Genomic DNA, 21141 nt, shown 5'->3' with positions numbered 1-21141 from the left:
TATGGTTAAAACGACTGCTCAGAAAATTGGCAGTGCTAGACGACTTCTTCTCGGCTTTCGCTGACGCACACCTCACGCCAAGCCAGCACTTCGGATTCAATCCATACAACGGACTTCGGCCCTAGCGCCACTTGTTTGGGAAACGTACCGGCAGCGATGCGGCGGTAGATCTCAGAGGCGGAAAGGGTTGTCAGCGCCTTCACCTTGGGTAGCTTGATAAAAATGTATGGCTCGACGGGGGCTTTGGCGCATTTGCGAATTTCTTCGACTGCGCTCTGATGATGCAAGGCTTCGCATTGCGTTTCTTCTAGCGCGGCTTTCACGTCTATGCGAGGTTTGGATTGGGTAGGGCTTGCCATGTTTTGCGACCTCTTGGGTTTGCGCGGTAAACATGGTTATTAGTTAAGGACCTCGCGGTGGATCTGGCGACGACAACAATTCGCCAGTGGCTTTTATCCGTCACAACCCTTGCCAGCACTGGCTTCCAGCATTCTTCATCCGTCACTCCAATGGAATTGTTCCATTTGTGACATGGGTGCTGCTTGGGAGGTATCGCTTGAATGCGTATTGGAACTGCTTGAGGTGGTAGCCATTCATTGTTTTGGAGCCCTGGCGAATCTTTCGTGGCCGGATTCCAAATTTCGAAAGCTTGATTGCCAGTTGGCGTTCAGAGACGGGCTTGCCGCGATTACAAGTCACCCAAGTTGATACCCCGCTTGTAACCAAGGCGGCCACTAGATTGTTGCTTGATATCTTGGTTACCTTGCTAGCGTCGAATACTGCATTTACTGCGGGCAATATCTGTCTGTCGAGGCTGAATTTCTTTGGGGGCTGGCGAAACGGGTTGTCCCCCTCTAAGACGTGCCCAAGTGACCGCCAAAGCGCCATCGGCTGGTTCACCATGATATCCAAGTCAGCAGCTAGCGTTTTGCCTCGTGAAAGGGTGCGCGTGCCAACACCATGTTTTTTTGATACTTCAGCGCGGGCTTTTTCGTAGGTTTTTCCATGTGCCACTAAGCCCTCAACTTCCCGAAGGGCTTCCAATTCATGGCGGTATAACTTGGCACCAATGTCCTTCCGTGGGCGCCTTGTTTTCTTTCTTCCAAATTGCTGGGCTTGCTGGGATGTAGCCATCAGATGTTCTCCCGAAGATGAACGTGTGATGGCTTGAGACTAGCTGATACTGCTTGGGAATCACGCTTTGCGCTTGATGCTCACCACGTTGGCGCTCACGCAAAGAGCATCGATGGAGTCAGCCCAGGCCTGCATCATTTCCCGGCGTTGTTCCAAGTAGGTGGCGTGGTTATAGGTGTCGCGTATTTCGTCAGAATCGCCGTGAGCAAGCTGGCGCTCGATCCAGTCGCGGTTATAGCCGCGTCCGTTCAGTTCTGTGCTCAACAGGTGGCGAAAGCCATGCCCCGTCTGACGGTCTTCGTAACCCATTAGGCGTAACGCCTTATTGATGGTGTTCTCGCTCATCGGGCGATCTGGGTTCTGCTGTCCGGGAAACAACAAGGCATAGCCTCCAGAGATCGCCTTTAGCTGGCGCAGGATTGCTACAGCTTGGCGGGGCAGGGGAACCGCATGTGGGCGGCGTGCTTTCATCCGTTCTTTAGGTATTGTCCAAGTGGCGGTGTCCAGATTGAACTCCGACCAAGGCGCGGCTCGAAGTTCGCCCGGCCGCACGGCGGTCAGCATCAGCAAGTGGATGGCGCAGCGAGTGAACAAGTGGATTTTCACTGCTTCAAGTTTGCCCAATAGTTCTGGTAGATCGGCAAACCCAACGTGTGGGTGGTGGCGGACGGCTTTTGCCTGTGCGGCTACCACGTTCAGGTCGGTGGCCGGATTGATCTCTATGACACCCTTGGCTAGCCCATAGCGAAATATCTGGTGCAGCCATTGGCGAATTTTGCCCGCGGCGTTGAGGGTGCCGCGCGCTTCCACCTTTCGCACCAGCTCCACCAAGTCGGGGCGGGCAATGTTGGTAATGGCGCGCGCGCCAATAGCGGGGATAAGGTCGTTTTCCAGATACAGCTTGGCTTTGTAGGCGGTGCTTTCAGCCCAGCGTGGCGCATTGTAGGAGTACCACTCCCGCGCCAGTACCTCAAAAGTCAGCTTAATGGCCTTCTGCGCCTGCTTAGCAGCTTGGCGTTCGGAACTTGGGTCAATGCCATCTGCCAGCAACTGGCGTGCTTCCTCGCGGCGCTGGCGGGCTTTCTGTAGAGGAACAGTTGGATATGCCCCCAAGGCTAAGCGCTTTTCTTTTTCGGAGTGACGGTATTTCAGGCGCCATAGCTTGGAGCCGTTCGGCATGATCTCCAAATACAGACCATATCCATCGCTCAGCTTGTACGGTTTCTCTTTGGGTTTAGCCGCTTTGATTGAGGAATCAGTCAGCGGAATAGTTTTGCGTGGCATCGGGGCATCTCCGTAGGGGCATGTAAAAGACCGAACCGGATGTGCCCCCCGATATGCCCCCAAAAAATGGGGCACGCTTGGGAGGTATAGGAAAGCATAGACAACAAAAAACCCGCACTAGGCGGGTTTTTTGGGGCTTTCGGGTGGTTTAGACACCACCTGAAATTAATTAGTGGTGCCCAGAGACGGAATCGAACCGCCGACACGGGGATTTTCAATCCCCTGCTCTACCGACTGAGCTATCTGGGCAACGGGGCGCATTAAACGGGTTTTTCAGGGGGTCGTCAAGCAAGTTTTCAAAAAATATTTAATTATTACCGTCGCTTACGATCCAACCCCCGATTTCACGGGCTTACTCGGCAGGCGGCACGTAGCCTTCGGCCTTGGCGTATTCCTCGCCGGAGAAGAACTTGTCCATCTCGCCCTGAAGATATTTGCGATCTTCGGCGTTCATCATGTTCAGGCGCTTTTCGTTGATCAGCAGGGTCTGGTGCTTTTGCCAGTCGGCCCAGGCCTTGGCCGAGACGTGGTCAAAAATGTCCTGACCTTTGGCGCCCGGGAATGGAGCGCGCTCCAGGGCTGGCAATTCTTCTTTGTACTTGCGGCACATGATAGTGCGGGTCATGACGACTCTCCTGCGTTCAATACGGCGGCCGCGCGTTCGAGCAAGGTTTTGACCGGGGCGGCAAGGCCCAGGCGCGGCGGGGTGGCGAGGTTATACCAGAGCCAGTCGGCCTCGGCCACGTGATGGCCGACCTTCTGGACCTGAACCAGCCAGGGTTCGATGGATAACTGAAAATGGCTGAAGGTGTGCACCAGGCTCGGCAGCGCTTGTTGGCTGCCCAGTTCCAGCGAGTGCTGCTCTGCCAGATGTTGCAGGTCGTCGAGGTCGTCGAGCTCCGGCAAGCTCCATAAACCGCCCCACAGCCCCGTGGAAGGGCGACGGTAAAGCAGGATCGCGCCGTCATTGTTGGCGAGCAACGGCATCAGTGTGCGTTTCTGAGGGATCGCTTTGCGCGGTTTGGGGATCGGATAGCGCGTCTCCAGGCCGAGCATGTGCGCTTCGCAGCCCTTTTCCAGCGGGCAGAGCAGGCAGCTCGGTTTGCTGCGGGTACAAAGCGTTGCACCCAGATCCATCATCGCCTGGGTGTAGGCGTTGACCCGATCCTGCGGCGTAAAGCGCTCAGCGCTCGCCCAGAGCTGTTTGGCGACCTTCGGCTCGCCCGGATATCCCTCTTGCGCAGTAAAACGCGCCAGGACGCGTTTGACGTTGCCATCGAGGATCGGCGCGCGCAGACCCATGCTGATGCTGGCGATCGCGCCAGCGGTCGACAGGCCGATGCCTGGCAAATCAACCAGCTTTTCGACATCTCGCGGAAATTCGCCACCGTACTCGGCGACGACAATCTTCGCGGTCTTCTGCAGATTGCGTGCGCGAGTGTAGTAACCCAAGCCTGTCCACAGATGCAGCACTTCATCTTCCGGTGCGGCCGCCAGGGCTTCGACCGTTGGCAGCGAGGCCATGAAGCGGTCAAAGTAATTCAGCACGGTGCTGACCTGGGTTTGCTGCAACATGATTTCCGAGACCCACACTCGATACGGGTTGATGTTCTGCTGCCAGGGCAAATCGTGTCGGCCATGGCGGTCGAACCAGTCCAGTACCGCCGTTGAAAACTGCTCGGCTTTCATCGCTTGAACAGCCCCTTCAGCGCGTCTTTGAGTTGCGGGCTGACCTTGTCGCCCAGCTTCTCGTCGATTTTCTCGCTGATCCGGTCACCCGCCAGTTTGCTCGCGACCTGGCCCATGCGTTCGTTGTCCAAGCGGCAGGCCTTGGCCCCCAGTTCCAGCGGACCACGGCAACGCAGCGGCCACTCGATGCCGACAAATTTCTCGCCGACCTGACAGGCCGGGTCTGGCATGTCGCTCTTGTCGCCTTCGACGATGATGCCCACGCGGTAATCCATGCCCAGCACCCGCAAGTCGACATCGCCGTCGCCGTTGACGGTCATGCCCGGGATGCGCACTTTCAGGTCCGGGTTGCTGGCTACGCCGTTGCGGAACGTCAGGTTGCCCTTGAGCTCCTGGAACGGAGTGTCTTTGCCCCGTGGCTCGCCGCTGAGGGATTTGCGGTTGAGCGTGGCGATGCCTTTGCACAGTTGTTGTTCAAGGTTGGCGTTCAGCAGCACGCCATTGTTGATGACGAAACTGGCATTGCCGTTGAGGGTTTCGATCAGCGCTTTCTGGCTGTTGCCGTTACCGGTCAGGGTGCTGTTGAGCGTAACCAGGCCTTTGACCGGTGGATTTTTGCCCTGGCTTTCGAGGATTTTTTCCACCGGCACCCGGCTGATGCGGGTTTGCATGTTCAGCGCGGGCGTCTGCTGACGCACGTCGAGGGTGCCCTTGGCTTCGAAGTTGCCGTCGTAAAGGTCGCCACGCAGGTTTTCCAGGGTCAGCAGCCCACCCTGGCCGGTGGCTTTGAGCGCGGCGTTATGGATCGGCAGTTTTTCCAGGGTTAACTGGCCGAAGGTCAGGTCTGCGTCCACATCCAGTTTGCCGAGGCGTTCCACCGGCAACAGGCGCTCGCTGCTCCATGCGTCTTTGGTCGGTGCCTGTGGCAGTGGCGTGCTGCCGGCGCCTGCCATGGCATCGGCTTCGGTGCTGGCGACTTCGGCCTGACGCACCTGTGTTGCGCTGTTGGCCTCGGCAGATTTAGGTGGCAGATAGCGGTCGACATTGAAGGTGTCGGCCTTGAGGCTGGCTCGCAGCGACTGCTTGGCGAAGTCTTCCACGGCAATGCGTCCGCTAAAAGTGCTGTCGTCGACCTTGAGGTTGATGTCATCGAGCACCAGGCTGGTGGGTGTACCCGCCAGGCGGCTGACCAGTTCGACTTTGCTCAGGCTGCCTTCGGCCATCGGGGGAAGTTTCTGGCCGATGCTGTCGACGAATTTCGCCAGGTCGAACTGGGCGATCGACAGGCCGCCGCTGACCTGTGGCGTTTTGTCGAGGTCGTTGACCTTCAATTCACCCAGCGCACGCAGCAGGTTGGCGGAGATTTTGATCCCGGTCCATTCGGCGACGTTGGCGGCCTTGTCCAGCAGCAGTTGACCCTGGGCGGCGAAGGTCATGGTTTTGCCTTGCAGCGGATCGCCTGCGACTTCACCGGACAGTTTCATGTCCTCGAGTTTGTAACGCTGCAATGCACGCTCGAAACGCAACTCGCCGTTCAGTTCGGTGCGTACCCGCAGAACCGGCTGGTTGGTGCCCAGGAACGCGGTGAGTTTGATGGGAATGTTGGTGGAGTCATGTACCGGACCAGTGCTCAGCTGGATGCTTTCGGCGCTGAACTGCTTGCCGGTCTTTTCGTCGTTGTATTCAACGCGGGCGTTGTTGACGGTCAGGCTGTCGATGTCGAGACGGATCGGCTGGGGCGGTTTTTCCGCTTGGGCGGTGGTTTGCGCGGCAGGCTCATCCGTGGGGGCGGCAGGTGTGGTCGGCGTGGCGGAAGAGGCCGGTGCCGGCTTCTTGCCGATGTCTTCCCAGTTGCCGTGACCGTCCTTGTCACGGTTCAGCCGCAGGTTCAGGCCTTCAACGCGCACGTCGCTCATCTGAACTTCGCGGCGCAGCAGCGGCAATACACGCACCGACAGGCCGAGCATCTGCAGATCTGCGAATGGCTCGGTGGGCTTGATCAGGGTCGCCACACCGGCGTCGTGCAGTTCCAGGCCCAGCCACGGGAACAGGGTCCAGCCGATATCGCCATTGAGCGTCAGCTCGATGTGGGCCTTGTCGCGGGCAATCTGGCGAATCTCGTCTTTGTAGTCGTTGGGATCGAAGAGGTGGGTCAGGGCAAAGCCCAGCGCCACAATGATCAGCAACAGCCCGAGAAGCACCAGACCCAGGATTTTGCCGAACGCTTTCATGGGCGAGTCCTTGTAATTAGTCGAATTCGAAATATAGCCGAGGAGTATAGCGCTCCAAAACGGACGACCGGTCAGTGATCACGCCGACATGACGTCCAGCGGCACGTTCAGCTTGGCCGCCAATGCCTGGGCTTCCAGGTGCCCGGCGGGTGCGAGCAGACGCAGTGCGGCGCCTGATTGTTCAGCCATTTTCTGAGCTTCGCGTACCAGGCGCTCGGCTACCCCACGACGACGGGTGATTTTTCGTACGCATATTTGAGACAAATGCCAGACGTCCGGGTGCCGTTGCAGGCGTGCCGCACCCAGCAGGCGGTCATTGAAGCGGCCGGCAATCATCGAACCTTCGCGCAGGCAACTTTCAATCAGTTGCGCATCTGCGGCAAACGGCGTGAATAGCCAATCCGGAGCGTCGCGGTAAATCTTCAGCAGGTCTTGCTGGTCCTGGCTGGTGGCTTCGTTCAACGATTCGACAATGATCGGCATGGAAATTCCTGTGAGGTCATGTCGGAGCTGCCGAAGGCTGCGATCTTTCGATTTTTTTAACTTGAAGAATGATCAAAAGATTGCAGCCTTCGGCAGCTCCTACAGGGTGAGAGATCGGATAACGTACAAAACGTGATGTCAGTTTGGTATTTCTGTCACGTGCAAATGGTAACCTTCGTCCGTTCGTCGGTCCTTCTGCGACTTGATGCCGCACCAAAATAGAGCTTCATCCTGAAAAAAACGGTCATGCCTGCGTGCATTCAAGGCTGAGGGTGAGGAGCGGCTGGCGAACCATACTAATAATTGGGGGATACACAATGACCACGAGTATCACGGCGGGCGGTTATGCCGACCAGCCCGCGTTCCTCTCCAAGGAGCGCATCATCGCCAAGCCCGGTTTCAACCGTTGGCTGGTGCCACCGGCCGCGCTGGCCATTCACCTTTGCATCGGCATGGCCTACGGCTTTTCGGTGTTCTGGTTGCCGCTGTCCAAAGCCTTGGGCATCACCAAACCGGTAGCTTGCGCGCCGGACATGAGCTTCATCTCGCAAGTTTTCTCTTCGCAATGCGACTGGCCGATCTCGATGCTCGGCTGGATCTACACCCTGTTCTTCATCTTCCTGGGTTGCTCGGCAGCCATTTGGGGCGGATGGCTGGAACATGCCGGGCCTCGCAAGGCTGGCGTTGTATCGGCTTTGTGCTGGTGTGGCGGGTTGCTGATTTCGGCGCTGGGCGTTTATACGCACCAGATTTGGCTGATGTGGATCGGCTCCGGGGTCATTGGCGGTATCGGCCTGGGCCTGGGTTACATCTCGCCGGTGTCGACCCTGATCAAGTGGTTCCCGGACAAACGCGGCATGGCGACCGGCATGGCGATCATGGGCTTCGGCGGTGGCGCAATGGTAGGTGCGCCGTTGGCCGCAGCGCTGATGGGCCATTTCGCTTCGCCCACCAGCGTCGGCGTATGGCAGAGTTTCCTGGTGATGGCGGCGATCTACTTCGTGTTCATGATCGGTGGCGCACTGTCCTACCGCGTACCGCCAACCGGCTGGAAGCCTGAAGGCTGGACCGCTCCGGCGAAGAAAGCTTCGAATGCAATGATCACCCACCGTCACGTCCACGTGAATGTGGCGTGGAAGACCCCGCAATTCCGTCTGGTATGGCTGGTGTTGTGTCTGAACGTTTCTGCCGGTATCGGCATCCTCGGCATGGCTTCGCCACTGCTGCAGGAAGTATTCGGCGGCAAGCTGCTGGGCAATGACCTGACGTTTGGTCAGCTCGATGCTTCGCAGTTGGCCTCGATTGCAGCGATCGCTGCCGGTTTCACCGGTTTGCTGAGTCTGTTCAACATCGGTGGCCGGTTTTTCTGGGCGTCCTTCTCGGACTACCTGGGTCGCAAAAACACGTACTTCGTGTTCTTTGCCCTGGGCTTTGCCTTGTACGCGATGATCCCGAACCTCGGTCACTTGGGCAACGTTTCGCTGTTCGTGGCGGCGTTCTGCATCATTCTGTCGATGTACGGCGGTGGTTTTGCCACGGTGCCGGCTTACCTGGCAGACCTGTTCGGTACGCAAATGGTTGGCGCGATCCACGGTCGCCTGCTGACTGCTTGGGCTGCGGCAGGTGTATTGGGCCCGGTGCTGGTGAACTACTTGCGTGAATATCAGTTGAGCATCGGCGTTGAACGTGCCGCTGCTTATGACATCACCCTGTACATCCTCGCCGGCCTGCTGGTGCTGGGATTCTTGTGCAACCTGCTGGTTCGTCCGGTGGCTGACAAGTACTTCATGACTGATGCCGAACTGGCCGCCGAACAGGCGCTGGGCCACGACAAAGGGACTGATGGCAGCACCGTGCTGGAATGGAAAGCCGCTGCCGGCAGCAAGCCGTTGGCCATTGCCGCCTGGCTGGTGGTGGGCATTCCGTTGGCGTGGGGTGTGTGGGTGACCCTGCAGAAGACGGCAGTGTTATTTCATTGATACCCCGCGCCCGACGTGTCGGGCGCGTTGCTACCCCTGTAGGAGCGAAGCTTGCTCGCGAAGAAGATAACGCGGTGTGCCTGGCATACCGACTTCGCGGGCAAGCCTCGCTCCTACATGTCATTACAGGTATATCGCTGACATCGCTGGACTCTGTCCGTCAGCGATATCACCTCTCATGTTTCTGTTTGGCGCCCGCACGCCTATAATGGCTGCCTTTTTCGCCCAATGATTTTGCGGAGCTGGTGATGGCCGAACGTATGGCGTCTGTCGAGCGCGACACTCTGGAAACCCAGATCAAAGCCTCGATCAACCTGGATGGCACCGGAAAGGCCCGATTTGATATCGGTGTTCCTTTTCTTGAGCACATGCTTGACCAGATCGCCCGTCACGGGCTGATCGACCTGGATATCGTCAGCAAAGGCGACCTGCACATCGATGACCACCACACCGTGGAAGACGTCGGTATCACGTTGGGTCAGGCCTTCGCCAAAGCCATCGGCGACAAAAAAGGCATCCGTCGCTACGGCCACGCCTACGTGCCGCTCGATGAAGCGCTGTCGCGCGTGGTGATCGACTTCTCCGGCCGTCCTGGCCTGCAGATGCATGTTCCGTACACCCGCGCCACCGTCGGCGGCTTCGATGTCGACTTGTTCCAGGAGTTCTTCCAGGGCTTCGTCAACCACGCCCTCGTCAGCCTGCACATCGACAACCTGCGTGGCACCAATACCCACCACCAGATCGAAACCGTGTTCAAGGCATTCGGCCGCGCACTGCGCATGGCCGTCGAGCTCGATGACCGCATGGCCGGGCAAATGCCTTCGACCAAGGGCGTTCTGTAATGCAGACCGTCGCGGTTATCGATTACGGCATGGGCAACCTGCACTCGGTGGCCAAGGCCCTCGAACACGTCGGCGCCGGCAAGGTGCTGATCACCAGCGATGCCAACGTGATTCGCGAAGCCGACCGGGTGGTTTTCCCCGGTGTCGGCGCGATTCGCGATTGCATGGCGGAGATCCGTCGCCTGGGCTTCGATTCGCTGGTGCGTGAAGTCAGCCAGGATCGTCCGTTCCTCGGCATCTGCGTCGGCATGCAAGCCTTGCTCGACAGCAGTGAAGAGAACGACGGCGTCGACTGCATCGGCCTGTTCCCGGGTGCGGTGAAGTTCTTCGGTAAAGACCTGCATGAAGACGGCGAACACCTGAAAGTCCCGCACATGGGCTGGAACGAAGTGAAGCAGACGGTGAGTCACCCGCTGTGGCACAACATTCCTGACTTGGCGCGTTTCTACTTCGTGCACAGCTACTACATCGCTGCCGCCAATGCGCGGCAAGTGGTCGGTGGCGGTCACTACGGTGTCGATTTCGCCGCAGCGCTGGCCGAAGGCTCGCGTTTCGCCGTGCAGTTCCACCCGGAGAAAAGCCATACCCATGGCCTGCAACTGTTGCAGAACTTCGCTGCGTGGGATGGTCGCTGGTAAATGGCCGTCAAGAAATCCAAGCCGCCGATTCTCACGCTCACCCCTGAGCAGGAGAACGAGGCCAACAGCAAAATCAAGCGCTTCATGGAAGACCGCTTTGAGCTCGACCTCGGTTCGTTCGAGGCGGCTGAGATTCTTGAGCTGTTTACCCGTGAAATTGCTCCCCACTATTACAACAGGGCGATTTTCGATGTGCAGACGCACCTCAAAGAGAGGTTCGAAAGCATCGAAAGCGACCTGTGGGCGCTCGAGAAAAACTGATTTCCGAGCCAAGCTGAACATTCAATTCTGAAGGTTTGCCAGATGCTGATTATTCCCGCTATCGATCTTAAAGACGGTGCCTGTGTTCGTCTGCGCCAGGGCCGCATGGAAGATTCCACAGTGTTCTCCGATGATCCGGTGAGCATGGCTGCCAAGTGGGTGGAGGGCGGTTGCCGTCGTCTGCATCTGGTCGACCTCAATGGCGCCTTCGAAGGCCAGCCAGTCAACGGCGAAGTGGTCACCGCGATTGCCAAGCGCTACCCGAACCTGCCGATCCAGATCGGTGGCGGTATCCGCTCCCTGGAAACCATCGAGCACTACGTCAAGGCTGGCGTGAGCTACGTGATCATCGGCACCAAAGCCGTGAAAGATCCGGCTTTCGTCGCCGAAGCCTGCCGTGCGTTCCCGGGTAAAGTGATCGTTGGTCTCGACGCCAAAGACGGCTTCGTCGCCACCGACGGCTGGGCTGAAATCAGCACCATCCAGGTGATCGACCTGGCCAAGCAGTTCGAAGCCGACGGCGTATCCGCAATCGTTTATACCGACATCGCCAAAGACGGCATGATGCAGGGCTGCAACGTACCGTTCACCGCTGCGCTGGCCGCTGCTACCAAGATCCCGGTGATCGCTTCCGGCGGCATTCACAACCTCGGTGACATCAAGACGCTGCTCGATGCCAAGGCGCCAGGCATCATCGGCGCGATCACGGGTCGGGCGATCTACGAAGGCACCCTCGACGTCGCTGAAGCGCAAGCTTTCTGCGATTCGTACAAAGGCTGAGGACTGACCATGGCGCTGGCCAAACGCATCATCCCTTGCCTGGACGTGGATAACGGCCGGGTAGTTAAAGGTGTGAAGTTCGAAAACATCCGCGATGCCGGTGACCCGGTGGAAATCGCCCGTCGTTACGACGAGCAGGGTGCTGACGAGATTACCTTTCTCGACATCACCGCCAGTGTCGATGGTCGCGATACCACGCTGCATACCGTCGAACGCATGGCCAGCCAGGTGTTCATCCCGCTGACCGTGGGCGGTGGCGTGCGCACCGTGCAGGACATCCGTAACCTGCTCAATGCTGGCGCGGACAAGGTCTCGATCAACACTGCCGCTGTATTCAACCCTGAATTCGTCGGTGAAGCGGCGCAGCATTTCGGTTCGCAATGCATTGTGGTTGCCATTGACGCGAAGAAAGTCTCCGGTCCGGGTGAAACCCCGCGTTGGGAAATTTTCACCCACGGTGGCCGCAAGCCAACCGGTCTCGACGCCGTTGAATGGGCGAAAAAGATGGAAGGCCTGGGGGCCGGCGAAATCCTGCTGACCAGCATGGATCAAGACGGCATGAAAAACGGCTTCGACCTCGGTGTGACTCGCGCCATCAGCGATGCGCTGGGGATTCCGGTGATCGCTTCGGGCGGTGTCGGCAACCTGCAACATCTGGCTGACGGCATCCTTGAAGGCCACGCCAGTGCGGTATTGGCGGCGAGTATTTTCCACTTCGGCGAATACACCGTGCAGGAAGCCAAGGCCTATATGGCTCATCGCGGAATTGTGATGCGCTAAACAAACCGATGCAGGCCAGTGGACATCATGGCGGGCTCAAGGCACTCTTGGGTACGCCATGGATTTCGGTAGCCAGATATGCTTAAACGTCTTCTTCTTGTCCTCGCCAGCGCTTCCCTGTTGCTCATCAACGGAGCACGCGCTGCAGAAAGTCCCGATACCGACCTGGTATTGCTGACGGAAAACTTCCCGCCGTACAACATGGCGAAGAACGGCAAGAACTTCGCTCAGGACGAGAACATCAATGGCATCGCCGTGGATATCGTCCGGGAGATGTTTAAACGCGCCGATGTTACCTACAGCCTGACGCTGCGCTTCCCTTGGGAGCGAGTCTACAAACTCGCACTGGAAAACCCCGGTTATGGTGCATTTGTGATGGCGCGGTTGCCGGATCGCGAGAAGCTTTTCAAGTGGGTCGGGCCGATCGGTCCGGACGACTGGATCATGCTGGCCAAGGCGGACAGCAAAATCACACTGGAGAGCCTGGACGACGCACGCAAGTACAAGATTGGTGCGTACAAGGGTGATGCCATTGCGATGACTCTGGCCAAGCAAGGCTTGAAACCGATCGTCGTGCTGCGCGATCAGGACAACGCCAAAAAACTGGTCAGTGGCCAGATCGATTTGTGGGCGACGGGTGATCCTGCCGGGCGCTACCTGGCACGTCAGGAAGGCGTGAGCGGGCTCAAGACCGTGTTGCGTTTCAACAGTGCCGAGTTGTACCTGGCGTTGAACAAGGATGTGCCGGACGAGATGGTCGCCAAGCTGCAAGCAGAGCTGGACCAGATGCGCAAGGAAGGCCGGGTGGACGAAATCATGGCGCAGTATCTGTAGGGTAAATCATAAGATCGCAGTCTCAGCTCCTGCGGTGGACGCGATTTGTAGGAGCTGTCGAATGAAACGAGGCTGCGATCTTTAGCGGTACACACCATCCTTCCCATGTGCAGCCGTTGCCCGGTTGCTGCGTACGCTGATCATCTGCTTGATATCAATCCAGTCGATACCCTGAGCCTTGAGCTTTGGCAGTTCACGCTCCAACACCGCCAGCGTCTGCGGATACGGATGCCCGATCAACACCGCTGAACCTTGCTTGTGCGCCAGACTGATCGCCGTCTGTAGCTGCGTGAGGATCGCCGCCTCTGTCCGTTCGTCATCCAGAAACACATCCCGCGAAACACTCGCCAAGCCGATCTTCTGTGCCTCGGCGGCAGCCACGGTCTGGGCGCTGGTGCGACTGTCGACGAAGAATTTGTGCCGACGCTGCAAGTCCGCCATCAACCAGGCCATAGCGGCCGGTTGCGCGGTCATGCGGCTGCCCATGTGGTTATTGATGCCGCTGGTGTAAGGCACCATTTTGAATGCCGCATTCAAGCGTTTCTCAAGCTCATCGATGGGCAGGTCGGGATGCCAGGCGAACGGGCCGGTAGCCGGGTCCATCGGCATGTGCAGGATGACGATTTTGCCGGCACGATGGGCTTCGCGGGCGAATTCGGTGGCGTGGGGGGTGTCGGGCATGATCGCCGTGGTCACCGGGCCGGGGAGGGCCAGCACGCGACGATCCCGGGGCAGGTTCTGCCCCAGGTCATCGATGATCAGGCTCAAATAGGCTTTTGGGTGGGGGGTCGTGGCGGGCGCTGCCTGTGCAACTCCCGCCAGACAAAACAACAGGCCAAGGGCTAACCGCAGACGCATCTCAACGGCCGGACGTGATGCTCAGCCCTTTGAGCAGGCTCAGGGCCTGGGCCAATTGGTAATCATCGTCCTGCGGCATTGGCTTGGCTTTGCCGCCGGAACCGCTCGGTTTGTCGGCGCCGCCGTTACCATTGCCCAGGTGACCCTGCAAATCGGCTTCCTTGAAGTACTCGCCGTCCTGCTCGTTGGTGATCTTGGCCTTGCGTACTTCGATGTCTGGAACAATGCCCTGGGCCTGGATCGAGCGGCCGTTCGGCGTGTAGTACAGCGCTGTAGTGATTTTCAATGCGCGTTCATTGTTCAGCGGCAGCACGGTTTGGACCGAGCCTTTGCCGAAACTGGTGGTGCCCATCAGTACGGCGCGTTTCTGATCCTGCAAGGCACCGGCGACAATTTCCGATGCCGAGGCGCTGCCACCGTTGATCAGCACGACCATTGGCACGGCTTCGCTTTCGTCTTTGCCGGTAGCTGAGAAGCGCAGTTCGGAGTTGGCGATACGGCCCTTGGTGTAGACGATCAGACCCTTGGTGATGAAGTGGTCGACCACTTCCACCGCCGCCTGCAGCACGCCACCAGGGTTGTTGCGCAGGTCGAGGATGATGCCGTTGAGCTTTTTGCCGTTTTCCTTGCGAAGCTTGGCCAGGGCCTTAGAGACTTCTTCGCCGGTCTTGACCTGGAATTGAGTAATGCGGATGTAGCCGTAGCCGGACTCCAGCAACTGGCTCTTCACGCTCTTCACTTGAATGATGGCGCGGGCCAGGGTCACATCGAACGGCGTGCCGCCGTCGCGAACCAGGGTCAGGGTGATTTTTTGGCCGATCTTGCCGCGCATCTTGTCCACGGCTTCGGTCATGCTCTGGCCGCGGGTTGGCTGGCCGTTGATCTTGACGATGAAATCGCCGGCCTGAATGCCGGCCTTGGAGGCTGGCGTGTCATCGATTGGCGACACCACCTTGATAAAGCCGTCTTCGGCACCGACTTCGATGCCCAGGCCGCCGAATTCACCGCTGGTGCTTTCCTGCAGCTCGGCGAAGTCTTCCGGACCGAGATACGCAGAGTGCGGATCGAGGTTGCTGAGCATGCCTTTGATGGCGTTTTCCAGCAGGGTCTTGTCGTCTACCGGTTCGACATAAGCGGCTTTGATCCGATCCATGACCTCGGCAAAGGTGCGCAACTCTTCCAATGGCAATGGCGCCTTGGTGGTCGCAGCAGTGCCCGCAGGCGCGACCGCCGGGGCTGGTTGAGCGGCAAACGCCAGAGGCGCGCCGATCACCAGGGCGATCGTCAGGGCCAGCGAGGTAAGGCGGGACAAATGCAGCATGTCGAACGAACTCCTGAATTAGGTAACGCGCTTATCCTTGCGCGCGGCACCATTGCGCCGGATCACTCGGGTGACCCTGCTGACGAATAGCAAAATACAGCGCTGGTGTGTCCTGCCCGCCACTGTTACCGACAGTGGAGATGGACTCACCGGCTTTTACCACGTCACCCGCAGACTTGAGCAGCGTCTGGTTGTGACCGTAAAGACTCAAAAAACCGTTGCCGTGGTCGAGAATCACCAGAAGTCCGGCACCGCGCAGCCAGTCGGCGAACACCACACGACCACCATGCACCGCATGCACCGCGCTGCCGGCAGAAGCGCCGATCATCACGCCGTCCCACTTGGTCCGGGCGTCATCGCCACGGCTTTCACCGAACCGCGCCAGCAGTCGACCATCGACAGGCCAGGGAAGTTTGCCGCGGGTTGAAGCAAATGCACCGCCAAAGGTCTCGCCTGAACTTGAAACCATCGCGCCAGGCGTCGATTTAACCGGTTTGCGCGGGGCATCGTCGGTGGCTTCCGCCTGTGCCTGGGCCTCACGTAAACGCTTTTTTTCGGCTTCCTGCTGGGCGATCAGCGCTTTTTGCCGCGCTTCCTCTGCCTCACGAGCCTGGCGAGCCAGGGTTTCTTCAATGGTTTTAAGGACTTTAGACAGGTCTGCCTGATCCTGCTCGCGGGCTGCCAGTTTCTGGTCGCGAGCCTTCACGTCGTCATTGAGCTTGGTCAGGACTTGCTGGCGCTCTTGCCGGACTTTTTCGAGTTCGCCGCGCTGGGTGTCGAGGCTGCTTTGTTGCACGAGCAACTGCGCTTGTTGCGTGGCGATGTCTTTTTCGACATTGGTCAGTTGGCGCAGGGTTTCGTTGAAGCTTTTCAACTGCTCCATGCGAGCCTGACTGAGGTAGTCGTAGTAGGTGAGGGTGCGGGCGAATTTCTCGGGATTCTGCTGGTTGAGCAGCAGCTTGAGGTACTCCTGACGGCCGTTCTGATAGGCCGCTCGGGCCTGGATGGCGATCAGTCGTTGCTGTTCAGTTCGCGCGCTCTGGAGTTTTTTTTTCTCTGCATCGAGCCGCTGCAGCTCGGATTCGCTCTTCTTGAGCTCTTTTTGCAGAGCATCGACCTGCTTCTCGAGCTTGCCCATTTCGGTCTCGGTGCCCTTGAGGTCTTTCTGCACACCGGATTTTTCTTCCTGCAGCTTGCCCAGCAGTTTTTTCAGCTCGGCAATGTCCTGACGCGTGGCGTCCAACTGTTGTTGGGTTTGCGCGCGCTCGTCAGCGAAGGCCGGTTGGAGCAGGCAAGTCAGAGCGAGGGCAATCAGGACGCGAAGCATAGAGGCGGGCGACACCAGGGAAAGGGACGGCCTAGTATGCCCGCCCCACGCTGCAAAAAAAACGCCCAATTGGGACTGTGTGATAACTGGGACGAGCGACAGGGTGTATTCCATTTTGAAAACCCCGTAAACCACTGTGGGAGCTCGCTTGCCAGCGATGGCGTCTGCACATTCAACATAGATGTTGGCTGTCAGATTGCTATCGCTGGCAAGTCAGCTCCCACAGGGTTTGCGGTGTTTTGGAAACTCGGGTCAGACCAGAATCGAAGTCCCGGTCATTTCCGCCGGTTTTTCCAGGCCCAGCAGCATCAACATGGTCGGTGCCACGTCCGCCAGCACGCCACCTTCGCGAACCTTGAGGTCACGCTTGCCGACATAAATGAACGGCACGGGTTCGGTGGTGTGCGCGGTGTGCGCCTGGCCGGTGGACGCGTCGGACATTTGCTCGACGTTGCCGTGGTCGGCAGTGATCAGCGCTTCGCCGCCGACTTTTTCCAGGGCTTCGACGATGCGGCCGACGCACTGGTCCAGGCATTCAACGGCTTTCACCGCAGCGTCGAACACGCCGCTATGGCCGACCATGTCGCCGTTGGCGTAGTTGACCACGATCACGTCGTACCGCTGGTTTTCGATGGCGTCGACGATTCGGTCAGTGACTTCCGGTGCGCTCATCTCGGGCTGCAAGTCGTAGGTGGCGACTTTTGGCGACGGGATCAGGATGCGCTCTTCGCCCGGGAACGGTTCTTCGCGGCCGCCGGAGAAGAAGAAGGTCACGTGGGCGTACTTTTCGGTTTCAGCGATGCGCAGTTGGGTTTTGCCGTTTTTCGCCAGGTAATCGCCCAGGACGTTTTCCAGGCTGCCTGCGGCGAAGGCCGATGGCGCGGGAATGCTGGCGGCGTATTGGGTCAACATCACAAAACCGGCCAATTTCGGCTGGCGAGCGCGTTCGAACTCCTTGAAACCGTCTTCGACGAAGACGCGGGTCAGTTCACGGGCGCGGTCGGCGCGGAAGTTCATGAACACCACGGCGTCGCCGTCTTCGACTTTCACCGGCTCGCCGATGGAGGTGGCTTTGACGAATTCGTCGCTTTCGCCACGTTCGTAGGCAGCTTGCAAGCCTTCCTGGGCGGTGGCGGCATGGAATTCGCCTTTGCCATCGACGATCAGGTTGTATGCCTGAGACACGCGGTCCCAGCGATTGTCACGATCCATGGCGAAGTAGCGACCGATGATGCTGGCGATGCGACCTTTGCCCAGGGCCTGGAAGGTGGCGTCCAGCAGTTCGATCGACGATTGCGCGCTTTTCGGCGGGGTGTCGCGGCCGTCGAGGAAGGCGTGCAGGTAGATTTTTTCGGCACCGCGCTTGAAGGCCAGTTCGGCCATCGCGATCAGGTGATCCTGGTGACTGTGCACGCCGCCGTCGGACAGCAGGCCCATGAAGTGCACGGCTTTGCCGGCGGCGACCGCCTTATCGACCGCGGCGCAGATGGTCGGGTTCTCGAAAAACTCGCCGTCACGGATCGATTTGGTCACGCGAGTGAAGTCCTGGTACACCACGCGACCGGCACCGAGGTTCATGTGGCCGACTTCGGAGTTGCCCATCTGGCCGTCCGGCAGACCGACGTCCATGCCGCTGCCCGAGATCAGGCCGTTCGGTACGGTGGCCCACAAACGGTCGAGGACGGGCTTCTTGGCCGCGTAGATGGCGTTGGATTCCTGGCTTTCACTGTGACCGAAGCCATCGAGAATCATCAGGACCAAAGGTTTAGGCGTAGTAGTCATGGAGTCCACTCGTGGCTGAGTTAAAAGAGGGCGATGGAAAAGGGAGTGGCAGTTTAAAGCGAAGTTCCGGCGGCGTCACCGCCAGACGGGGTTTGGCCCACCATAGGGGCTGTGTATACTGGCCCACTTTTAACGCCCTGGAACCTCCTTCGATGGTTGCTCACCTGATTGAATTTGCCACTAACCACTACATTCTCGTCGGTATCTTCGTCGTTCTGCTGGCCCTGCTGATTGCCTATCAGATGCAAGGCGGCGGCCGTAGCCTGAGCACCGGTGAACTGACCGGCCTGGTTAACAAAGACGCCGGTGTGGTGATCGATATTCGTCCGACCAAGGATTTCGCCGCCGGTCACATCGTTGGCGCGTTGAACATTCCTCACGACAAACTGGCTGCCCGCATGGGTGAGCTGGAGAAACACAAGGCCAAGACCATCATTCTGGTCGACGCCCTGGGCCAGACCGCTGGCACCCACGCTCGCGAACTGGTGAAGGCCGGCTACACCGCCGCCAAGCTGTCCGGCGGTGTTTCCAGCTGGAAAGCCGACAATCTGCCGCTGGTGAAGTGATATGAGCAACGTCGTCGTCTACTCCAGCGATTACTGCCCTTATTGCTCGCGAGCCAAGTACCTGCTCGAGAACAAAGGCGTGGCCTTCGAAGAGATCAAGGTCGATGGCAAGCCGCAGGTGCGCGCCGCGATGGCTCAGAAAGCCGGACGTACGTCCGTGCCGCAGATCTGGATCGGCAGCACCCACGTTGGCGGTTGTGATGATTTGTTTGCCCTTGAGCGCGCCGGCAAGCTCGACGCAATGCTCAAGGCCTGACTGCCGTACCCAAAATAAGCAAACCTAAAAGACCCCTGGATCAAGAAGGATCTGCGATGACTGACCAACAGAACACTGCTGCGAACGAAGAAGAAACTGCACCGCAATTCTCCTTGCAGCGCATTTATGTGCGTGACCTGTCCTTCGAAGCCCCAAAAAGTCCGGCGATCTTCCGCCAGCAGTGGGAGCCGAGCGTCGGTCTGGATCTGAACACTCGTCAAAAGGCGCTGGAGAACGATTTCCACGAAGTCGTCCTGACCCTGTCGGTAACCGTAAAAAACGGTGAAAACGGCGAAGTCGCGTTCATCGCTGAAGTGCAACAGGCCGGGATCTTCCTGATCAAGAACCTGGACGACGCTTCGATGAGCCACACCCTCGGCGCGTTCTGCCCGAACATCCTGTTCCCGTACGCTCGCGAAACCCTGGACAGCCTCGTGACCCGTGGCTCGTTCCCGGCGCTGATGCTGGCTCCAGTAAACTTCGACGCGCTGTACGCACAAGAGCTGCAACGCATGCAGGCGGCCGGCGAGACTCCGACTGTTCAATAAGCGTTCGATGCAGCAACGAAAAAAGCGCCATGACAGGCGCTTTTTTCATGGGGCAAACGAAACCTTTATGTAGGAGCTGCCGAAGGCTGCGATCTTTTGATCTTGATCTGTAAAAAACAAAATCAAAAGATCGCAGCCTTCGGCAGCTCCTACAGGTGATCGGTGTATCGCCAATGATTGCGGTGTTACTTGAAGTCGTTCTGGCGCCACGCTTCGTACACCGCGACGGCCACGGTGTTGGACAGGTTCAGGCTGCGGCAGCCTTCGCGCATCGGTAAACGCAAGCGTTGATCGGCCGGCAGGGCATCCAGCACTTCGGCCGGCAGGCCACGGCTTTCCGGGCCGAACAGGAACGCATCGCCTGGGGCGAAGCTGGCATCGTGAAACGGCCGTGAGCCCTTGGTGGTAAACGCGAACACCCGTGGCTGACCAAGGCTTTCCAGGCAGCTGGCGAGGTCCGCATGGCGTTGCAGGGTGGCATATTCGTGATAGTCGAGGCCGGCGCGGCGCAGGCGCTTGTCGTCCATCTCGAAGCCCAGCGGTTCGATCAAATGCAGGTGGCAGCCACTGTTGGCGCACAGCCTGATAACGTTGCCGGTATTCGGCGGAATTTCTGGTTGGAAAAGGATGACGTGAAACATGCACGGCTCCGAAGGTAAAGATGAGCGGCATTCTACGCCGCCTGTGGACAACCGTTCGAAACTATTCCCGCGGGTAATAGCGTCGTTGGCGATCGTCGGGGTAATGGTAGGGATGATGATCGGTCGCCTGACCACGCCAGACCCCACTGAATTGCAGCAGGTCGAGATAACGAATGATGGGTTGGTGGTGTGGTTCAACAACGAACCCAAGACTCACGGCGAGATTGTCGACGGCAGTGTCGCGTTGCTGTTTGAGGCCGAGGGCAAGGCGCAGCAAGGCCAACTCAAGCTCAACGACAAAGGGGTGAACTGGCGGGTACGCAAGAGTGATGGGGGGTTGTTGCTGACGGTGGTGGCGGCCCGGCCGCTGCAGGGCGACTGGGCCGGCAGTGAGGTCGATGACCGCTGGCGGCTGGAGATCCATCTCCGGGAGCAATAAAAGAGGGAATCCCCGGCCTGCCTGTACCAAGGTTCCCAAAAGGGCAGGGTTCGCGCGTTGCGTCGTGAACCCGGTGTAAAGAAGGAATCCCCGGCCTGCCTGTACCAAGGACCCCAAAACGGGAGGGCTCGTCGCCTGTGCGGTGTGAGCCCGGTGTAAAGAGGGGAATCCCCGGCCTGCCTGTACCAAGGTCCCCGAAACTGGGTAGTGAACCGAATCACTGATAGGACTATTGCAGGGCGCGTGCCAGCTTTTAATAAATAGAAACAAAAAGCCGCTTTGATACGCCGAAAGCCCCGTAAATCGGGGCTTTCGTGTTTTTTCGTTAGAGGTTCGATTGCGAACGCAGACGGGATTTCAGATCAGTTGCCGTGCGCGATTGCAGGTCACGGTGCATTGCGGCGGTGCACGACTAGCAAAAAAAGATCGCAGCCTGCGGCAGCTTCTACAGGGATAAATGTAGGAGCT

23 protein-coding genes and 1 tRNA gene are annotated in these 21141 nt (G+C 58.6%); 11 read left to right on the top strand and 13 right to left on the bottom strand.

Features of this window, described 5'->3' with window-relative positions:
• Window positions 1-35: 35 nt before the first annotated feature.
• From KUF73_RS16335 to KUF73_RS16300, 8 genes are all read right to left on the bottom strand, one after another.
• Entirely contained in the window at window positions 36-260 is a 225-nt protein-coding gene (locus KUF73_RS16335; protein ID WP_256345655.1) for an AlpA family transcriptional regulator, read from the bottom strand.
• A 241-nt stretch (window positions 261-501) separates the two neighbouring features.
• Window positions 502-1134 (bottom strand): DUF3631 domain-containing protein, encoded by a 633-nt coding sequence (locus tag KUF73_RS16330; RefSeq protein ID WP_218439091.1) that lies wholly within the window; start codon window positions 1132-1134, stop codon window positions 502-504.
• Between the two features lie 60 nt (window positions 1135-1194).
• Window positions 1195-2403 (bottom strand): integrase arm-type DNA-binding domain-containing protein, encoded by a 1209-nt coding sequence (locus KUF73_RS16325; protein ID WP_218439135.1) that lies wholly within the window; start codon window positions 2401-2403, stop codon window positions 1195-1197.
• 188 nt (window positions 2404-2591) lie between these two features.
• A tRNA-Phe gene (locus KUF73_RS16320) sits at window positions 2592-2667 on the bottom strand.
• Window positions 2668-2770: 103 nt separating this feature from the next.
• On the bottom strand, window positions 2771-3043 hold the full coding sequence (locus KUF73_RS16315; RefSeq protein ID WP_007897448.1) for an oxidative damage protection protein: 273 nt from the start codon (window positions 3041-3043) through the stop codon (window positions 2771-2773).
• Window positions 3040-4107 carry an A/G-specific adenine glycosylase gene (mutY, locus tag KUF73_RS16310; protein ID WP_218439090.1) on the bottom strand — a complete coding sequence of 356 codons (1068 nt, stop codon included), beginning with the start codon at window positions 4105-4107 and terminating at the stop codon, window positions 3040-3042. The genes KUF73_RS16315 and mutY overlap by 4 nt, the downstream gene beginning before the upstream one ends.
• Entirely contained in the window at window positions 4104-6338 is a 2235-nt protein-coding gene (locus KUF73_RS16305; RefSeq protein WP_218439089.1) for an AsmA family protein, read from the bottom strand. Before KUF73_RS16305 ends, mutY begins: the two co-directional genes overlap by 4 nt.
• Window positions 6339-6416: 78 nt before the next feature.
• Complete coding sequence (locus KUF73_RS16300) at window positions 6417-6821, bottom strand: acetyl-CoA sensor PanZ family protein (RefSeq protein ID WP_218439088.1); 405 nt, start codon at window positions 6819-6821, stop codon at window positions 6417-6419.
• A 317-nt stretch (window positions 6822-7138) separates the two neighbouring features.
• Between KUF73_RS16300 and KUF73_RS16295 the strand changes: the two genes are divergently transcribed.
• From KUF73_RS16295 to KUF73_RS16265, 7 genes are all read left to right on the top strand, one after another.
• Window positions 7139-8800: an OFA family MFS transporter gene (locus tag KUF73_RS16295; protein ID WP_218439087.1), complete on the top strand. Its 1662-nt coding sequence runs from the start codon at window positions 7139-7141 to the stop codon at window positions 8798-8800.
• 248 nt (window positions 8801-9048) lie between these two features.
• Window positions 9049-9642, top strand: coding sequence for an imidazoleglycerol-phosphate dehydratase HisB (hisB, locus tag KUF73_RS16290; protein WP_007897437.1), 594 nt, complete (start codon window positions 9049-9051; stop codon window positions 9640-9642).
• Window positions 9642-10280 (top strand): imidazole glycerol phosphate synthase subunit HisH, encoded by a 639-nt coding sequence (gene hisH / locus KUF73_RS16285; protein WP_218439086.1) that lies wholly within the window; start codon window positions 9642-9644, stop codon window positions 10278-10280. The genes hisB and hisH overlap by 1 nt, the downstream gene beginning before the upstream one ends.
• The gene (locus tag KUF73_RS16280; RefSeq protein WP_218439085.1) at window positions 10281-10541 is read left to right on the top strand and encodes a DUF2164 domain-containing protein; all 261 of its coding nucleotides are present in this window, start codon (window positions 10281-10283) and stop codon (window positions 10539-10541) included.
• A 42-nt stretch (window positions 10542-10583) separates the two neighbouring features.
• The gene (hisA, locus tag KUF73_RS16275) at window positions 10584-11321 is read left to right on the top strand and encodes a 1-(5-phosphoribosyl)-5-[(5-phosphoribosylamino)methylideneamino]imidazole-4-carboxamide isomerase (RefSeq protein ID WP_007972753.1); all 738 of its coding nucleotides are present in this window, start codon (window positions 10584-10586) and stop codon (window positions 11319-11321) included.
• A gap of 9 nt (window positions 11322-11330) precedes the next feature.
• The gene (gene hisF / locus KUF73_RS16270) at window positions 11331-12101 is read left to right on the top strand and encodes an imidazole glycerol phosphate synthase subunit HisF (protein ID WP_007897430.1); all 771 of its coding nucleotides are present in this window, start codon (window positions 11331-11333) and stop codon (window positions 12099-12101) included.
• A gap of 78 nt (window positions 12102-12179) precedes the next feature.
• On the top strand, window positions 12180-12935 hold the full coding sequence (locus KUF73_RS16265; RefSeq protein WP_218439084.1) for an ABC transporter substrate-binding protein: 756 nt from the start codon (window positions 12180-12182) through the stop codon (window positions 12933-12935).
• Window positions 12936-13016: 81 nt separating this feature from the next.
• Here KUF73_RS16265 and KUF73_RS16260 read toward each other — a convergent pair whose 3' ends face one another.
• From KUF73_RS16260 to gpmI, 4 genes are all read right to left on the bottom strand, one after another.
• On the bottom strand, window positions 13017-13793 hold the full coding sequence (locus KUF73_RS16260) for a divergent polysaccharide deacetylase family protein (protein ID WP_218439083.1): 777 nt from the start codon (window positions 13791-13793) through the stop codon (window positions 13017-13019).
• Between the two features lies 1 nt (window position 13794).
• Window positions 13795-15114: a S41 family peptidase gene (locus KUF73_RS16255; protein WP_218439082.1), complete on the bottom strand. Its 1320-nt coding sequence runs from the start codon at window positions 15112-15114 to the stop codon at window positions 13795-13797.
• 31 nt (window positions 15115-15145) lie between these two features.
• A complete protein-coding gene (locus tag KUF73_RS16250) occupies window positions 15146-16441 on the bottom strand; it encodes a murein hydrolase activator EnvC (RefSeq protein WP_218439081.1) in 1296 nt (431 codons plus the stop codon).
• Window positions 16442-16693: 252 nt separating this feature from the next.
• The gene (gene gpmI / locus KUF73_RS16245; RefSeq protein WP_218439080.1) at window positions 16694-18223 is read right to left on the bottom strand and encodes a 2,3-bisphosphoglycerate-independent phosphoglycerate mutase; all 1530 of its coding nucleotides are present in this window, start codon (window positions 18221-18223) and stop codon (window positions 16694-16696) included.
• A 152-nt stretch (window positions 18224-18375) separates the two neighbouring features.
• Between gpmI and KUF73_RS16240 the strand changes: the two genes are divergently transcribed.
• Genes KUF73_RS16240 through secB form a run of 3 tightly spaced genes read left to right on the top strand, consistent with a single transcriptional unit; the run spans window position 18376 to window position 19593 of the window.
• Window positions 18376-18789: a rhodanese-like domain-containing protein gene (locus KUF73_RS16240; protein ID WP_218439079.1), complete on the top strand. Its 414-nt coding sequence runs from the start codon at window positions 18376-18378 to the stop codon at window positions 18787-18789.
• Window position 18790: 1 nt separating this feature from the next.
• On the top strand, window positions 18791-19045 hold the full coding sequence (gene grxC, locus KUF73_RS16235) for a glutaredoxin 3 (protein ID WP_008149430.1): 255 nt from the start codon (window positions 18791-18793) through the stop codon (window positions 19043-19045).
• Window positions 19046-19101: 56 nt separating this feature from the next.
• Complete coding sequence (gene secB / locus KUF73_RS16230) at window positions 19102-19593, top strand: protein-export chaperone SecB (RefSeq protein WP_218439078.1); 492 nt, start codon at window positions 19102-19104, stop codon at window positions 19591-19593.
• A 185-nt stretch (window positions 19594-19778) separates the two neighbouring features.
• Here secB and trmL read toward each other — a convergent pair whose 3' ends face one another.
• Window positions 19779-20234, bottom strand: a complete 456-nt coding sequence (gene trmL / locus KUF73_RS16225; protein ID WP_218439077.1) for a tRNA (uridine(34)/cytosine(34)/5-carboxymethylaminomethyluridine(34)-2'-O)-methyltransferase TrmL — start codon at window positions 20232-20234, stop codon at window positions 19779-19781.
• Between trmL and KUF73_RS16220 the strand changes: the two genes are divergently transcribed.
• The gene (locus KUF73_RS16220; protein ID WP_218439076.1) at window positions 20233-20673 is read left to right on the top strand and encodes a hypothetical protein; all 441 of its coding nucleotides are present in this window, start codon (window positions 20233-20235) and stop codon (window positions 20671-20673) included. The two genes, trmL and KUF73_RS16220, sit on opposite strands and share 2 nt — an antisense overlap.
• The last annotated feature ends 468 nt before the right edge of the window (window positions 20674-21141 follow it).

It is taken from the genome of Pseudomonas sp. PD9R (genome assembly GCF_019200975.1).
Lineage (GTDB): Bacteria > Pseudomonadota > Gammaproteobacteria > Pseudomonadales > Pseudomonadaceae > Aquipseudomonas.
This window is presented reverse-complemented; position numbering and strand designations above follow the sequence as displayed.